This is a genomic window from Bradyrhizobium sp., assembly GCF_028868675.1.
In the GTDB taxonomy this organism is placed as follows: domain Bacteria; phylum Pseudomonadota; class Alphaproteobacteria; order Rhizobiales; family Xanthobacteraceae; genus Bradyrhizobium.
The window spans coordinates 1-15,881 of record NZ_JAGWUA010000112.1 but is presented as its reverse complement, the minus strand read 5'-3'; the positions used below and the strand labels follow the sequence as shown (position 1 = coordinate 15,881).

Here is a 15,881-nt window from a genome sequence, read left to right as displayed (position 1 = left end):
GCGGATAGGCGAGCGAGCGGCCGTTCAGCCCGGGCTCGGCTTCGGTCCTGAACATCCAGTCCGAGCGCGGATTGCCGATGGCGAAGAGATAGCCGACCGGGATGTGAAACCAGACCCAGTTGTCGTCGCCGCCGGCCTCGAGGATCAGCACCCGCTTGTCCGCATCGGCCGACAGCCGGTTGGCGACGATGCAGCCGGCCGTGCCCGCGCCGACCACGATATAGTCAAACTCACCCTCGAGACGCTTCATCACTGGTCACCCGGAGCCTTTTCGAAAGGCCATAGCCTTGCCGTGCATTCCTGTACAGCGGCCTGCGGGCTGGGTGGAACGCGCCATGCATGCTAGACAGGGCAAATTCCACCCAACCGAAAGCTCGAGACCCTCCATGCCCATCGTGAACCGCGTCGCCGACCTTCAACCGGACATCCAGGCCTGGCGGCGGGACATCCATCAGCACCCCGAATTGCTGTACGACGTCCACCGCACTGCAGCATTCGTGGCCGATCGCCTGCGCGAGTTCGGCTGCGACCAGGTCGTCACCGGCCTCGGCCAGACCGGCGTGGTCGGGGTGATCAAGGGCAAGCAGCCGGCGGGCGGCGATCTCAAGGTGATCGGCTTGCGCGCCGACATGGACGCGCTGCCGATCGAGGAAGAGACCAACCTGCCTTACGCCTCGAAGACGCCGGGCAAGATGCATGCCTGCGGCCATGACGGCCACACCGCGATGCTGCTGGGCGCGGCGCGCTATCTCGCCGAGACCCGCAATTTCGCCGGCGACGCGGTCGTGATCTTCCAGCCGGCCGAGGAGGGCGGCGCCGGCGGCGCGGCCATGGTCAAGGACGGGCTGATGGAGCGTTTCGGCATCGAGCAGGTCTATGGCATGCACAACGGCCCGGGCATTCCGGTCGGCTCCTTCGCCATCCGGCAGGGGCCGATCATGGCGGCGACCGATGAGGTCGACATCTTGATCGAAGGCCTCGGGGGCCATGCGGCGCGGCCGCACAAATGCGTCGATTCCGTGCTGGTCGGCGCGCAGATCATCACGGCGCTGCAGTCGATCGTCGCGCGCAGCGTCGATCCGCTCGACTCCGCCGTGATCTCGATCTGCGAATTCCACGCCGGCAATGCCCGCAACGTCATTCCGCAGACCGCGGAGCTGCGCGGCACCATCCGCACGCTGACCCCTGAGGTGCGCAAGCTCGTCGAGAAGCGCGTGCGCGAAGTGGTGGCGGGCGTCGCGCAGATCACCGGCGCCAGGATCGACCTGCGCTACAAGAACAACTATCCCGTCACCAACAACCATGCCGGCCAGACCGAGGTGGCGCGGCGGGTGGCGAAGCAGGTCGCGGGCGATGCCAACGTGCACGAGATGCCGCCGCTGATGGGCGGCGAGGATTTCTCCTACATGCTGGAAGCGCGCCCCGGCGCCTTCATCTTCTGCGGCAATGGCGACAGCGCCGGGCTCCATCACCCCGCCTACAATTTCAACGACGAGGCGATCGTCTACGGCACGTCCTACTGGATCAAGCTCGTGGAGAGCCAACTCGCGGCGTCGTAAGACGCGGGCTCTCTCAGCTCGTCATCATGGCCGGACATAGGCGGAGCGGAAGCGACGCCGTCCTTCGGACGGCTATGCCCGGCCATGGCGCGTCACGCGTCACGTATGAAGAGCCTCACGCCGCGCGCGCTGAGTTCTTCTGCAGGCCGGCCGCGATCTTCAGATCGTCGACGAATCGCCTGTATTCCAGCTCTTTCGACTCCGGGTCCGGCAGCCGCAGCAGATAGGACGGGTGCACCGTCACCAGCGCCTTGCAGCCTTCGGAAAGATCGATCAGCCGGCCGCGAGTCCTGCCGATCGGCGTGATCTTGCCGAACACGCTTTGCGCGGCGGTGGCGCCGAGCGCAACGACGAGGGCGGGCTGGATGGCCGCGAGCTCCCGCTCGTACCATTGCCGGCAGGCCCTGATCTCCGGCGTGCTCGGCTTCTGGTGCAGGCGGATCTTTCCGCGGACTAAGAACTTGAAGTGCTTCACTGCATTGGTGACGTAGACCTTCCTGCGGTCGACGCCGGCTTCCTCCAGCGCGCGGTCGAGCATCAGGCCGGCCGGCCCAACGAAGGGCTTGCCGGCGAGGTCTTCCTTGTCGCCGGGCTGCTCGCCGACCAGCATGATGGTCGCATTCGCCGGACCTTCCCCGAACACGGTTTGGGTGGCGTCCTTCCACAGCGGGCAGGCGCGGCAATGAGCGGCGTCCTCGCGGAGCGTGTCCAGATCGGTCTTGCGTTTCATCGGCGTCTCCGGACGTGGGCGCATCGTTCCGCCGGTCCAGCGTGCGGCATCTGCGAGCAGGGGCTCAAGTATCGAGGCTTCCGCGAGGTTCCGTCCATGCTTTCCTGACGTTTCTTTCGGCGTTTCCGCCTGGGTCGGCCGGTACGGCTGGAAATGGTGACGCCAGGTCTCCTCCAGCCGGTTTGCCGTCGGCATTTCCGTCCGGCTGATCCCCGGCGTGAACGTGATCGCATGGCCGTCCCAATGGGCGCAGACGTCAGGCGTGAGGATCGACCAGGGCATGTCGGCATAGCGGCGTGCGAAGAACGGCGCGGCGAATTCGACGATGTGATGCTCCGGCACGAACCAGGCGGCGTAATGCGCCTTCCGCTCGCGTCCGATCTCGCGGAAACGGACGACCTCCCGCATCCGCCTGATGTCGCGATGCACGGCATTGGCCATCGCGGTAGCCGCGGCCACGTCGGAATCGGTCATCGTGGCAAGCAGATCGTGATCGGTCTTCAACCGCCATAAGAGGCGATAGAGCAGGGCAAAGCGTTCGCTGTCGCGATTGAGGATCGCGGCGCGCGCGAGGCTGATGAAATTGGCCGGCACGTTGAAGGTGCTGTCGGCCATGTCGAACGGCGGAAGAACGGACGGTTCGAACAGGCCGGACGGCGCATGCCCGTTGACGTGACCTTTCACGCTCCAGTTCACCTCGGCCGGCACGACCCGATGCAGCGCGAGCGAACGTGCGGCGGCGCGCCAGCCGTCGAAGTCGGTTTCGCCATCGAGGGTGATGAGGTACATGGCAGTTGAATCCTCTTGATTCCGCTCATGAATCTGCAGGCACGCCAATTCGGTTGACTCTCATGGGCCTGTTAGCTTTATATTAGAACATATCATGAACAAATGAGCCAGCCGGTCGTTGGTTTTCGACGACCTCCGGCGACCATCTCTTCAGGGAGCGGCGAGCATGAGCGCACGCATGAGCGCGCTTGCAGCTTTGCGCGGCCAGATCGAGCGCATCGAAACCCCGGATGCCGCGCATCGTCGCGATCGCGTGGCGCTCGGCCACCCGGACGTCGACAGCGCGCTGCAGGGCGGGCTGGCGCGGGCCGCGATCCACGAAGTGTTTTGCGAGGGACGGCAGGGCACGGCCGCCACGGGGTTCGTGACGGGCCTCGTCGGCCGGGTTACGGCACGCCGGCCGCTGTTGTGGGTGCGACAGGATTTTTCGGAGCTCGAAGCGGGTGCGCTGTCGATGAGCGGGCTCGCCGAGCTTGGCCTCGATCCCCGCCGCGTGGTGACGGTGCGCGCCGCCGGCGTGGAGGCGAGCTTGCGGAGCGCTGCCGACGCGCTCGCCTGCGACGCGCTCGGCGCGGTCGTGCTCGAGCTCTGGGGCGAGACGAAACAATTCGATCTGGTGGCGAGCCGCAAGCTCACGCTCGCCGCGCAAGCCTCGGGCGTCACGGGGCTCTTGCTGCGGATGGCCGCAACCCCGTCGCCTTCGACCGCCGAGACGAGATGGATGCTGCGCGCGGCGCATTCGCCGCCGGGCGCGGCGGGGATCGTCTGGGGCGCGCCCCGGTTCGACGCCGAGCTCGTTCGCAATCGTCATGGCCCGGTCGGGCGATGGATCATGGAATGGAAATGTGATGAGTGCCTGTTCAGTGAACCGTCGGCGTATCCTCAATCTGTGGCTGCCGCGCCTTCCCATCGACCGCATCAAGCGGCTCTTATCGGTGAGCGGCGGCGCGCAGGGTAGAACGAGCGATGAACCAGGCATCGTCGTTGCCAAGGACAACAACGCGCTCGTGGTCTACGCGCTCGACGAGGCGGCGACGCGCTTCGGACTGCATATCGGCCAGCCGCTGGCGAATGCGCGCGCGATCTGTCCGGAGCTGAAAGTCTACGACGCCGATGTCGCGGCCGACGCCAAAACGCTCGGCGACATCGCCGACTGGTGCGACCGCTTCACGCCGCTGGTGGCGCTCGATCCGCCGCACGGCCTGTTCCTCGACATCACCGGCTGCGCGCATCTGTTCGGTGGTGAAGCGGCGCTGTTGCAGGCGCTCATCCGCGCGCTGGCCGGTCAGGGTTTTGCGGTGAGTGCCGCGATCGCGGGGACTTCGATCTGCGCGCGCACGCTGACGCGCCAGGCCTCCGGCACCATCGTCGCCGACGGAGCGGAGGCCGAGGCGGTGAGCCGGCTGCCGGTCTCCGCGCTCGGCGCCGACGAGGCCATCACCATGGGGCTGCGCCGCGCCGGGCTGAAGACTATCGGCGATGTCGCCTTGCGCGCCCCGCACGAGATCACCGCGCGTTTCGGCGCGCGGTTCTCCACGCTGCTGACGCAGGCGCTGGGCGAGGGCGATGCGCCGATCAATCCGCGAAAGCCCTTGCCCGACTACATCGTGGAAAAGCGCTTTGCCGAGCCGATCGCGACCGACACCATGATCGCGATGACGCTGTCGCGGCTCGCCGAGACGCTGGTTGCCTCGATGGAGAAGCAAGGCAAGGGCGCGCGGCGGCTGGAGGCGTCGTTCTTCCGCACCGACGGCGCGGTGCGTTCGATTGCGGTCGAGACCGGGCGGCCCGTGACGCGCGGCGCCGTCATCGACCGGCTGTTCCGCGAACGGCTGGATGCGCTCGCCGATCCCCTCGATCCTGGTTTCGGCTTCGACATGGTCCGCCTGTCGGCGAGCCGCACCGAGATCGTGGTGCAGGAGCAGCGCGATCTCGATGCCTCCGTTCATGACAATGACGAGCTCGCCGCGCTGATCGACCGCATCGCCGCGCGCATCGGCGGAAAACGCGTCGTCGTGCACCTGCCGCAGGACACCCACATCCCCGAGCGCGCGGTGCTGGCCGCGCCGGCGCAGCATCATCTCGCCGCCGCCACGCAGGCCGAATGGTCCGTGCGCTGCGCGGGCGAGCCGCCGCTGCGCCCGCTTCGCCTGTTCGAGCGGCCGGAGCCGATCAAGGTGCCGTTCGCGACCGTTCCGGACGGACCGCCGCATCAATTCACCTGGCGCCGCGCACTGCATGCGGTGGTGCGGGTGGAAGGACCCGAGCGCATCGCGATGGAATGGTGGAGGCGGGACGGCAAGCAGCTGACGCGGGACTATTTTCGGGTCGAGGATGCCGAGGGCCTGCGCTTCTGGATCTTTCGCGATGGTCTCTACGACAGCGAGCTCGTGGATGACGGCGGCAAGCCCGTTCCCGCCGGCTGGTATGTGCACGGGCTGTTCGCATGACGGCGCCCGACTATGCCGAGATCGGCATCACCACCAATTTTTCCTTCCTGCGCGGCGGATCGGATCCGCGGGCCTATGTGCATCAGGCGGCTCGGCTCGGCCTTTCCACGATCGGCATCGCCGACCACAACACGCTCGCGGGCGTCGTGCGCGCCTACAAGGAGCTCGACAATTCCGAGCTGCCTTATCGGCCGAAGCTTCTGATCGGCGCGCGCATCGTCTTCATCGACGGCACGCCCGACATCCTGGTCTATCCGCGCGACCGCGCGGCCTACGGACGGCTCTGCCAGCTTCTCACCAGGGGCAAGCGCGGCGACGACATCACCCGGATCGAAAAGGGCGAGTGCCATCTCGCGTTCGACGATCTCTTGGAATTTGCCGAAGGACAGCTCCTGGTCCTGACGCTGCCGCATCGTTTCGACGCCGCCAAGGCGCTGGATGTTCTCGGCCGGCTGAAAACGAGTCGCGCCGAGGGCGTGTGGCTGGCGGCAAGCCTGCTCTATCGCGGCGACGACAAGCGCCGCCTGGCGCGGCTGCATGATCTCGCGGTCAAGGCGGGCGTGCCGCTGCTTGCGACCAACGAGGTGCTCTACCACCATCCCGCGCGCCGTCCGCTGCAGGACGTGCTGACCTGCATCCGGGAAAAGACCACGATCGAGGCGGTGGGACGGAAGCTCGAGGCCAATGCCGAACGCTTTCTGAAAGACCCCCGGGAGATGGCGCGGCTGTTTCGCGATCTCCCCGGGGCGATCGCGCAGACCATGCGCTTTGCCGACGCCATCGACTTCTCGCTCGACCAGCTCAAATACCAGTATCCGGACGAGCCGGTGCCGCCGGGCAAGACCGCGCACCAGCATCTGGAGGACCTGACCTGGGCGGGTGTCCAGAAATATTTTGGCGGCGAGATCGACGACAGGCTCCGCGCCACCCTGAACAAGGAACTCGCGTTGATCGCCGAGCTGAAATACGCCCACTACTTCCTCACCGTGCACGATATCGTGCATTACGCGCGCAGCCAGAACATCCTGTGCCAGGGCCGGGGATCGGCGGCGAACTCGGCCGTCTGCTACGTGCTCGGCATCACCTCGGTCGACCCGACCAAGGTCGATCTGCTGTTCGAGCGCTTCATCTCCAAGGAGCGGCTGGAGCCGCCCGACATCGACGTCGATTTCGAGCATTCGCGGCGCGAGGAGGTGATGCAATATGCCTATCGCCGCTATGGCCGCCACCGCGCCGCGATCATCGCCACCGTCATCCATTATCGCCCGCGCAGCGCCATCCGCGACGTCGGCAAGGCGCTCGGGCTGACCGAGGACGTCACCGCAGCCCTCGCCGACACCGTGTGGGGAAGCTGGGGCAAGGGCCTCAACGACATGCAGGTGAGGCAGGCCGGCCTCGATCCCAAAAATCCCATGATCGGCCTCGCGGTCGAACTCGCGGCCGAGCTGATCGAATTCCCGCGCCATCTCTCCCAGCATGTCGGCGGCTATGTCCTGACCCAGGACCGGCTCGACACCTATGTGCCGATCGGCAACGCGGCGATGGAGGACCGCACCTTCATCGAATGGGACAAGGACGACGTCGACGCGCTCAACATGATGAAGGTCGACGTGCTGGCGTTGGGCATGCTGACCTGCATCCGCAAGTGCTTCGACCTGATCCACCAGCACAAGGGCGAGCGCTGGAAGCTCGAAACCGTCCCGCAGGACGATAAGAAAGTCTACGACATGCTGTGCCGCGGGGAGTCGCTCGGCGTGTTCCAGGTCGAGAGCCGGGCGCAGATGAACATGCTGCCGCGGCTGAAGCCGCGGACCTTCTACGATCTCGTCATCGAGGTCGCGATCGTGCGGCCTGGTCCGATCCAGGGTGACATGGTGCATCCCTATCTGCGCCGGCGGAACGGGCAGGAGCAGGTGAGCTACCCGTCGCCGTCGTCCGATCACGGTCCCGCGGACGAGCTCTACAGGGTGCTGCACAAGACGCTGGGCGTGCCGCTGTTCCAGGAGCAGGCGATGCGGATCGCGATCGAGGCGGCGAAATTCACGTCCGAGGAGGCCAACGGCCTGCGCCGCTCGATGGCGACCTTCCGCAACGTCGGCACCATCGGCAAATACGAGGACAAGCTGATCGGCAACATGGTCGCGCGCGGCTATGATGCCGAGTTCGCCCGAAGCTGTTTCGACCAGATCAAGGGTTTTGGCTCCTACGGCTTTCCGGAGAGTCACGCCGCGAGCTTCGCCCAGCTCGTCTACATTTCATCGTGGCTCAAGTATCATCACCCCGACGCGTTCTGCTGCGGCTTGTTGAATTCACAGCCGATGGGTTTTTACGCGCCGGCGCAGATCGTCGGCGACGCCCGCAAGAACGGCGTCGAGGTGCGCGAGATCGACGTCTCCCATAGCTTCGCGCAGAACACGCTGGAGAACGCGAGCGGCAAATACTGCGCCGTGCGGCTGGGCTTCCGCCAGATCGACGGCTTTCACTGGCGCGACGAGGATGAGGAGCGGCTGAAGGCCGGCCAGTCGTCATTCCGGGATGCGCCTTCCTTGATTGAAACGGCCTCGCCGGGACCTCAGGTCACCTCTCCCTCTGGGAGAGATGTGGTGCCGCTGCCGGTGTTAGATGAAGAAAAAACGGACTGGGCCGACCGCATCGTTGCCGCGCGCAACCGCCGTCCGTTCGCCTCGCTGGAGGATTTCGCCCGCGACACCGGCCTGCCCAAGCGCGCGCTGATCCTGCTGGCGGATGCCGATGCGTTCCGCTCGCTCGGGCTCGACCGCCGCGAGGCGCTGTGGCAGGTGCGGCGGCTGCCCGACGACGCACCGCTGCCGCTGTTCGAAGCCGCGCGCGCGCGCGAGCAACCCGACGAGCAGGCCCAGCCGCTGCCGGCGATGCCGCGGCCCGAGCAGGTCGTCGCCGACTACCAGACCATCCGTCTGTCGCTGAAGGGCCATCCGATGGAATTCTTGCGCGAGATGTTCGCCAAAGAGCGCGTCGTCGCCTGCAGGGACGTCTCGCACGAGAACGACCGGCGCCGCGTCCGCTGCGCCGGCGTGGTGCTGGTGCGGCAGCGGCCGGGCAGCGCCAAGGGCGTGGTGTTCATGACGCTGGAGGACGAGACCGGCATCGCCAATGTCGTGGTGTGGCCGAAGGTGATGGAGCAGTACCGCAAGGAGGTGATGGGCGCGCGCCTCGTGCTGGTCGAGGGCTACATCCAGAGCAGCCCGGAGCAGGTGACCCATCTGGTGGCGCAGCGCATGATCGACCGCTCCCACGATCTGATCGGGCTTGCCGACGACGCGCTCGGCCGCAAGCCCAGGGTGCCAGACGGCCTCGCCTCGATCGAGCCGCTCGACGACGACCGCCGCGACCGCGCGGATGCGCCCGCGCAGAAAATCCGCCACCCCCGCAACGTCCGCATCCTGCCGCCGTCACGGGATTTTCATTGAGGATGGCTGCTGCGAGTCTCCATCTCTCACCGTCACCCTGAGGTGCTCGCGAAGCGAGCCTCGAAGGGCGGCGGCCACCAGCGGGGCCGTTCATCCTTCGAGGCTCGCCATGCGGTGCGTATGCACCGCATGGCTCGCGCCTCAGGATGACGGGACAGACAGCGACAGCCTCAAAAATTCACCCGGTTCGAGATCGCGCCGTCGACGACGAGATTCGAGCCGGTCGTGAACGAGGACACCGGGCTCGCCAGGAACACGGCCGCGTTCGCGATCTCCTGCGGGGTCGCCATGCGGCCGAGCGGATTGCGACGCATCGCATCCTCGTAGCGCTTCGGCATGTTCTGCTCGGCCATGTTCCAGACGCCGCCCTTGAAATAGACCGTGCCCGGCGACACCACGTTGACGCGGATCTTCTTGCCCGCATATTGCCGCGCCAGCCCCTTGGCCATGTGGATCAGCGCCGCCTTGATCGGGCCGTAGGAACTCGCGGCGTCCGCCTGTGCCGCCGAGATCGAGGAGATGATGACGACGGCCGCATCGCCCGTCGTCTCGCCGCTGGCCTCGAGGAAGGGACGCGCCGCCTCGAACGCATGCACGGCGCCGAGCACGTCGAGCCGGAAATTCTGCTCCCACGACGCCGCGTCGCCGCCTTGCGCCATGGCGCCGGCATTGGAGAACAGCATGTCGATGCCGCCGAATTCCCTGGCAACGCCGTCGATCCAGATCTTCAGCGCGGCGCCGTCGGTGACGTCGACCGCGCTGCCGGTTGCGCGTACGCCGCTCGCCTTCAATTCGGCGACGGTAGCGGCGACCTGGTCGGCGTTGCGCGCGCAGACCGCGACATTGGCGCCTTCGCCGGCAAGCGTGGCCGCAATCGCCCGCCCGATGCCGCGCGTGCCGCCCAGCACCACCGCGTTCCGTCCCTTCAAGCCGAGATCCATTTTTGAATGTCCTTGTTGATCGCGCGCAGTTTAGCTGCTTCAGCAGAAGCGCAGAAGCCCCCACATCGTCATTGCGAGCGAAGCGAAGCAATCCAGACTGTGTCCGCGGTGACGGTCTGGATTGCTTCGGAGCTCACGCTCCTCGCAATGACGGCGCAGCGCGGCGCCATTCACTCCGGCGCGGCGCCCACGGGCGGGCCGCCGGGCGGACGGTGCAGGAAGGTCAGCGAGGCATAGGCGCCGATCCAGGAGCCGAGCGCGGCGAAGGCGACGTAGGTCGCGTTCTCGGTGTAGCTGATCACGGCGTAGGAGGAGAGCAGGTACCAGATCGCGCTCCAGCTCGCGGCCGGAAAGCGCTTGCGCGCCACCACGGCCGAGGTGAACATCACATAGACCGCGTCGGTCGCGGCGGTCGCGAGCAGCACGGCGCCCGCGGTCAGGGGATCGATGGCAGCCATTGCATTCCCTTCCGTGATCGTGAATTTTGGAAGCCGGAGCATGACCATGCCGGACCAAAAAAGCGAGAGAGAGGCGATGAAGAGTCCCGCCGCCATCCTCGGGGATGTCTGGACTTCGGTCGGCGGCGATGTTGCCGCGCTCGATCGTGTGCGGCTGACCGGCGAGGAGCCGCAGCTGCCGTCGTCGTTCCGCGTCGCAGCCGCCGCGCAGGTCAGCGTCGCCGCCGCGGGCCTCGCCGCCGCCGAAATCTGGCGGCTGCGCAGCGGCGAGGCGCAGGACGTCTCGGTCGACATGCGCCACGCGGCGGCCGAATGCCGTTCCGAGCGCTACCTGCGCGTCGACGACAGGCCGCCGCCGCCGGCCTGGGACGTCATCGCCGGCGTCTACAGGACCGGCGACGGCCGCTTCGTGCGCTGCCACACCAACTTTCCGCATCATCGCGACGCCGTCTGCAGGGTGCTCGCCTGCAAGGCCGAGCGCGATGCCGTACAGGCTGCGCTGATGCAGTGGAAGGGCGAGGAGTTCGAGACGGCGGCCTATGCCGCCGGCGGCGTCGTCGCGCTGATGCGTTCCTTTGACGAGTGGTCGGCGTTGCCGCAGGCACGCGCGCTGGCCGAACTGCCGCTGATCGCGATCGAGAAGATCGGCGAGGCCCCGCCAAGACCGTGGCCCAAGGAAGATCGGCCGAACGGCGACCGTCCGCTGTCGGGCCTGCGCGTGCTCGACCTGTCGCGGGTGATCGCAGGTCCCGTCGCGGGCCGCACGCTCGCCGCCCACGGCGCGGACGTGCTGCTGGTCTCCGGTCCCGAATTGCCGGCGATCCCCTGGCTCACCATCGACACCGGGCGCGGCAAGCTCACCACATCAATCGAGTTGAAGCGCGAGGAGGGGCGGGCGCAACTGCGCGGCCTGCTCGCGGAGGCCGACGTCTTCTCGCAGGGCTATCGTCCGCGCGCGCTCGCCGCGCTCGGCTTCTCGCCGCAGGATGCGGCGAGGATCAGTCCCGGCATCGTCTACGTCACGCTGTCGGCCTATGGCCATGCCGGTCCCTGGGCGGAGCGGCGCGGTTTCGACTCGCTGGTGCAGACCGCGACCGGCTTCAATCACGCCGAGGGCCGGGCCGCCGGCATCGACGGCCCGAAGGAATTGCCGGCGCAGATGCTCGACCACGCCACCGGCTATCTGATGGCGTTCGGCGCCATGATGGCGAAGGTGCGGCAGGCGCGCGAGGGCGGCAGCTGGCACGTGCGGGTGTCGCTGGCGCAGACCGGTCGCTGGTTGTGGGCCCTCGGCCGCCTCCCCGACGGGTTGAACAGCGAGGACCTCAGCGGCGAGGCCGTACATCGCTCGTTCATCGCGACCATGCCCTCCGGCTTCGGCACGCTGAAGGCCGTGACTCATTCGGCGCTGTTGTCGAGGACGCCGGCGCGGTGGGCGCGGCCGGCGATGCCGCTCGGCAGCCACCCGCCGCAATGGCCCGCGCGGGCCTGATGCGTGCGCTGCGGCATGTTTCCATTTTTTAACGCAAACCGCAGGCATTCCCGCGTTTTTTAGGTTGTTTGAACGATCAATTCGGCACTATTAGCGCGACCGATGAGGCAGTCAGTTTGCCGGAATCATCGCGGACACGACCGGGCCTCATGGTAGCCAAGAATATCAAGCGATTGCAGATGCTTAGCAGGCAACGGCTGATCCTCGCCGCGGCCTTGCTGGCACTCGCCGGGGGCGCGGCCTATGGCTTGCTCTCCACGGGCGGCAAGGAGAGGGACCATTCGGAAATCTCCAGCCAATCGCGCAGGAACGCGCAGAACTTCACCCCCACTCCGTCCGAATGGGCGACGCTGACGATCGAGCCGGTCAAGACCAGGACTTTCCGGGCCGAGTACGTCACCGAGGGCAAGGTGGCCGTCGACGAGGACCGCTCGACGCCGGTGTTCTCGCCCTATGCCGGCCGCGTCACCAAGCTGCTCGCCAAGCCCGGCGAAAGCCTGAAGCAGGGCCAGCCGCTGTTCACGATCGAGGCCGCCGATACCGTGCAGGCGCAGAACGATTTCATCGCGGCGATGACGGCGCAGAACAAGGCGAAGTCGGCGGACGAGCTCGCCGACATCCAGTTCAAGCGCGCCAGGGATCTCTACGAGGGCCACGCCATTCCGCTGAAGGACTACCAGCAGGCCGAGGCCAACCAGGTCCAGGCGCACAACGACCTGCGCTCGTCCGGCACCGCGCTCGAGGCCGCGCGCAACAAGCTGCGCATCCTCGGCTTCACCGACCAGGCGGTCAAAACCTTCGAGGAGAAGGGCAGCATCAATCCGGAGATCACGATCTATTCGCCGATCTCCGGCACCGTCGTGCAGCGCAAGATCGGGCCCGGCCAGTATGTCGCCGCCGGCGCCAGCGATCCCGTGTTCGTGATCGGCGATCTCTCCACGGTATGGCTGACCGCCTTCGTGCGCGAGAGCGATGCTGCTCTGGTCAGCGTCGGGCAGGAGATTTCGGTCAACGTGATGGCGCTGCCGGGCCGGCCGCTGACCGCGCGCATCAACTACGTCGCCGCCGCGATCGATCCGGCGACGCGGCGCCTCCTGGTCCGCGCGACCATCGACAACAGGGACGGGCTGCTCAAGCCGGAGATGTTCGCCAACGTCACCATCTATTCCGCGGGCGACCGCGCCGCGCCCGCGGTGCCCAAGCAGGCCCTGATCTACGAGGGCGACCACGTCCGGATCTGGGTCGCGCGCGATGACAAGTCCGTCGAGCTCAGGCACATCAAGATCGGTCTCGTTAACGGCGACCTCGTCGAGGTCACGAGCAACCTCAAGCCTGGCGAGCACATCGTCACCAAGGGCAGCCTGTTCATCGACCGCGCGGCGTCCGGCAGCTGACGCATGATGGGTTTGATTTCATCAGTCGTTCCGCGGCCGGCTTCACCTCGCCCCGCTTGCGGGGAGAGGTCGGATCGCAACGGAGATGCGATCCGGGTGAGGGGGACTCTCTGCGAGTCCAGCTCACGCCGTCTTCGTGGAGACTCCCCCTCACGAAAGCCGGCGCTGCGCATCGGCGCTTTCCCTCAACACGGCGGCCGGAGGCCGCCTATGCCCTCTCCCCCACAAGCGGGGAAAGGGAGAACGCTGTTGACCTGAATGGATCGCCTCGTCACCCTCGCCGTCAACCGCCGCTTCCTGATGGTCGGCATGTTCGCCGCCGTCCTGATCGGTGGCCTGATCGCGTTCAACCAGCTCAACATCGAGGCCTATCCCGATCCGACGCCGCCGATGGTCGACGTCGTGACGCAGAGCCCCGGCCTGTCGGCCGAGGAGATCGAGCGCTACATCACGATCCCGATCGAAACCCAGGTCGCGGGGCTGAAGAACCTCACGACCATCCGCACCATCTCGCTCTACGGCCTCTCCGACATCAAGCTGCAGTTCTCGTTCGCCTACACCTATGAGGAGGCGCTGCAGCAGGTCCTGAACCGGCTGGGGCAGCTCGCGCCGCTGCCGGGCAACGTGCAGCCGCAGATCTCGCCCCTGAGCCCGATCGGCGAGATCTTCCGCTACCGCCTGGTGGGGCCGCCGAACTACAGCGTGCTCGACCTCAAGACCATCCAGGACTGGATCCTGCAGCGCCGCTTCCGCGCGGTGCCCGGCGTCATCGACGTCACCGGCTGGGGCGGCAAGACCAAGACCTACGAGCTGCAGGTCGACTTCAACAAGCTGATCGCCAACGGCCTGACCTTGCCGCAGATGCTGCAGGCGGTGAGCAATTCCAACGTCAACGTCGGCGGCAACACGGTCAACATCGGCTCGCAGGCGGCGGTGGTGCGCGGCGTCGGCCTGATCCGCTCGATCGACGATCTCGCCAACACCATGGTGGCGCAGAGCGGCGGCAATCCGGTGCTGGTCAAGGACGTCGCGACCGTCACGGTCGGCGAGAAGCCGCGGCTCGGCATCGCCGGCCTCGACGACGACGACGACATCGTGCAGGGCATCGTGCTGATGCGCCGCGGCGAGCAGAGCACCCCGACCATCAAGCGCGTCGAGCAGCTCGTCCACGCCATCAACGGTTCGAGCATCCTGCCGCCCGGCGTGCACATCGAGCGCATCTACGACCGCAAGGACCTGATCGACCTCACCACCCACACCGTGCTGCACAACATGGTGGTGGGCATCCTGCTGATCGTGCTGTTGCAGTGGATCTTCCTCGGCGATCTGCGCAGCGCGCTGATCGTCGGCGCCACCATACCGTTCGCGCTGTTCTTCGCCGTGATCATCCTGGTGCTGCGCGGGGAGTCCGCCAATCTGCTGTCGGTCGGCGCGATCGATTTCGGCCTGATCGTGGACGCCACCGTCATCATGGTCGAGGCGATCTTCCGCCGCCTGACGCAGACCACGCCGCCCGGCGAGTTCGAGCACCTTTCGCCCGAGACCATGATGGGCATGAAGAGCCATGCCATCCTCAGCGCCGCCGCCGACGTGTCGCGCTCGATCTTCTTCGCGGCGGCAATCATCATCGCGGCGTTCCTGCCGCTGTTCACGCTCTCCGGCGTCGAGGGCAACATCTTCGGGCCGATGGCGCGCACCTACGCCTACGCGCTCGCCGGCGGCCTGCTGGCGACCTTCACGGTGACGCCTGCCCTGAGCGCGATCATCCTGCCCTCGCACGTGCATGAGACCGAGACGCGGATCATGCTGCTCCTGCACCGGATCTACACGCCGGTGCTGCACTGGGCGGTCAACAACCGCAACATCGTGCTCGGCGGCGCCGTCGGCCTGGTCGTGATGACGCTGGCGCTCGGCCGGCTGCTCGGTCTCGAATTCCTGCCCAAGCTCGAGGAGGGCAACCTCTGGATCCGCGCCACGCTGCCGCCGACCATCTCGCTGCAGGAGGGCAACACCTACGTCAACGAGATGCGCGAGCTGATCCGCCGCCGGCCCGAGGTCGAATCCGTGGTGTCGCAGCACGGCCGCCCCGACGACGGCACCGACGCCGCAGGCCTGTTCAACGCCGAATTCTTCGCGCCGCTCAAGCCGGTCAGCCAGTGGCCGGGCACCCACGAGAAGGAAGAGCTGACCGCGCAATTGCTGACGCAGCTGCAGGAGAAATTCCCCGGCGTCGAATTCAACTTCTCGCAATACCTGCAGGACAACGTCTCCGAAGCGGTTTCCGGCGTGAAGGGCGAGAACTCGATCAAGCTCTATGGCAACGACCTGCGCTCGCTGACCGACACCGCCAACAAGATCAAGCAGGTGCTCTCCACCGTGCAGGGCGTCACCGACCTTGCGGTGTTCACTTCGCTCGGCCAGCCGACCATCCAGATCGACATCGACCGCGCCCGCGCCGCGCGCTACGGGCTCTCGCCGGGCGACATCAATGCCACCATCAAGGTGGCGGTCGGCGGCGATTCCGCGGGCGATCTCTACGAGCCCGGCAGCGACCGGCATTTCCCGATCATCGTGCGGCTCGCGCCCGAATACCGCAAGAGCGCGGAGGCGATCCAGAAC

10 protein-coding genes and 1 pseudogene are annotated in these 15,881 nt (G+C 66.8%); 7 read left to right on the top strand and 4 right to left on the bottom strand.

The annotated features are described in order from the left end of the window. A pseudogene (locus tag KGM94_RS15685) lies at nt 1–253 on the bottom strand (GMC family oxidoreductase N-terminal domain-containing protein); the annotation flags it as partial. A gap of 133 nt (nt 254–386) precedes the next feature. Here KGM94_RS15685 and KGM94_RS15680 point away from each other — a divergent pair. Further along, complete coding sequence (locus KGM94_RS15680) at nt 387–1,559, top strand: M20 aminoacylase family protein (protein ID WP_300260799.1); 1,173 nt, start codon at nt 387–389, stop codon at nt 1,557–1,559. Nucleotides 1,560–1,674: 115 nt separating this feature from the next. On the opposite strand, the gene KGM94_RS15675 is transcribed toward KGM94_RS15680, so the two are convergent. Next, entirely contained in the window at nt 1,675–3,078 is a 1,404-nt protein-coding gene (locus tag KGM94_RS15675) for a UdgX family uracil-DNA binding protein (protein ID WP_300260797.1), read from the bottom strand. Nucleotides 3,079–3,244: 166 nt separating this feature from the next. Between KGM94_RS15675 and KGM94_RS15670 the strand changes: the two genes are divergently transcribed. From KGM94_RS15670 to KGM94_RS15660, 3 genes are read left to right on the top strand one after another with little or no spacing between them, the layout of a single operon-like run. Beyond that, complete coding sequence (locus tag KGM94_RS15670) at nt 3,245–4,036, top strand: DNA repair protein (protein WP_300260794.1); 792 nt, start codon at nt 3,245–3,247, stop codon at nt 4,034–4,036. Further along, nucleotides 3,927–5,528 carry a DNA polymerase Y family protein gene (locus KGM94_RS15665; protein ID WP_300260789.1) on the top strand — a complete coding sequence of 534 codons (1,602 nt, stop codon included), beginning with the start codon at nt 3,927–3,929 and terminating at the stop codon, nt 5,526–5,528. The genes KGM94_RS15670 and KGM94_RS15665 overlap by 110 nt, the downstream gene beginning before the upstream one ends. Further along, nucleotides 5,525–8,977 carry an error-prone DNA polymerase gene (locus KGM94_RS15660; RefSeq protein WP_300260786.1) on the top strand — a complete coding sequence of 1,151 codons (3,453 nt, stop codon included), beginning with the start codon at nt 5,525–5,527 and terminating at the stop codon, nt 8,975–8,977. Before KGM94_RS15665 ends, KGM94_RS15660 begins: the two co-directional genes overlap by 4 nt. A gap of 170 nt (nt 8,978–9,147) precedes the next feature. Here the strand turns inward: KGM94_RS15660 and KGM94_RS15655 are convergent, their stop codons facing one another. Further along, the gene (locus tag KGM94_RS15655) at nt 9,148–9,918 is read right to left on the bottom strand and encodes an SDR family oxidoreductase (RefSeq protein WP_300260783.1); all 771 of its coding nucleotides are present in this window, start codon (nt 9,916–9,918) and stop codon (nt 9,148–9,150) included. A gap of 170 nt (nt 9,919–10,088) precedes the next feature. Further along, complete coding sequence (locus KGM94_RS15650; RefSeq protein ID WP_300260779.1) at nt 10,089–10,376, bottom strand: hypothetical protein; 288 nt, start codon at nt 10,374–10,376, stop codon at nt 10,089–10,091. Nucleotides 10,377–10,452: 76 nt separating this feature from the next. Here KGM94_RS15650 and KGM94_RS15645 point away from each other — a divergent pair, with 76 nt between their 5' ends. From KGM94_RS15645 to KGM94_RS15635, 3 genes are all read left to right on the top strand, one after another. Further along, on the top strand, nt 10,453–11,868 hold the full coding sequence (locus KGM94_RS15645; protein ID WP_300260776.1) for a CoA transferase: 1,416 nt from the start codon (nt 10,453–10,455) through the stop codon (nt 11,866–11,868). 149 nt (nt 11,869–12,017) lie between these two features. Then, on the top strand, nt 12,018–13,262 hold the full coding sequence (locus tag KGM94_RS15640; protein ID WP_300260773.1) for an efflux RND transporter periplasmic adaptor subunit: 1,245 nt from the start codon (nt 12,018–12,020) through the stop codon (nt 13,260–13,262). Nucleotides 13,263–13,520: 258 nt separating this feature from the next. Further along, nucleotides 13,521–15,881 (top strand): efflux RND transporter permease subunit (locus tag KGM94_RS15635; protein ID WP_300260770.1); only part of this gene is annotated, 2,361 nt, incomplete at its 3' end.

Bases quoted from the DNA above. Each gene is read 5' to 3' on its own strand.
- KGM94_RS15680 (WP_300260799.1), top strand. From the start codon at position 387: ATGCCCATCGTGAACCGCGTCGCCGACCTTCAACCGGACATCCAGGCC.
- KGM94_RS15675 (WP_300260797.1), bottom strand. From the start codon at position 3,078: ATGTACCTCATCACCCTCGATGGCGAAACCGACTTCGACGGCTGGCGC.
- KGM94_RS15670 (WP_300260794.1), top strand. From the start codon at position 3,245: ATGAGCGCACGCATGAGCGCGCTTGCAGCTTTGCGCGGCCAGATCGAG.
- KGM94_RS15665 (WP_300260789.1), top strand. From the start codon at position 3,927: ATGAGTGCCTGTTCAGTGAACCGTCGGCGTATCCTCAATCTGTGGCTG.
- KGM94_RS15660 (WP_300260786.1), top strand. From the start codon at position 5,525: ATGACGGCGCCCGACTATGCCGAGATCGGCATCACCACCAATTTTTCC.
- KGM94_RS15655 (WP_300260783.1), bottom strand. From the start codon at position 9,918: ATGGATCTCGGCTTGAAGGGACGGAACGCGGTGGTGCTGGGCGGCACG.
- KGM94_RS15650 (WP_300260779.1), bottom strand. From the start codon at position 10,376: ATGGCTGCCATCGATCCCCTGACCGCGGGCGCCGTGCTGCTCGCGACC.
- KGM94_RS15645 (WP_300260776.1), top strand. From the start codon at position 10,453: ATGAAGAGTCCCGCCGCCATCCTCGGGGATGTCTGGACTTCGGTCGGC.
- KGM94_RS15640 (WP_300260773.1), top strand. From the start codon at position 12,018: ATGGTAGCCAAGAATATCAAGCGATTGCAGATGCTTAGCAGGCAACGG.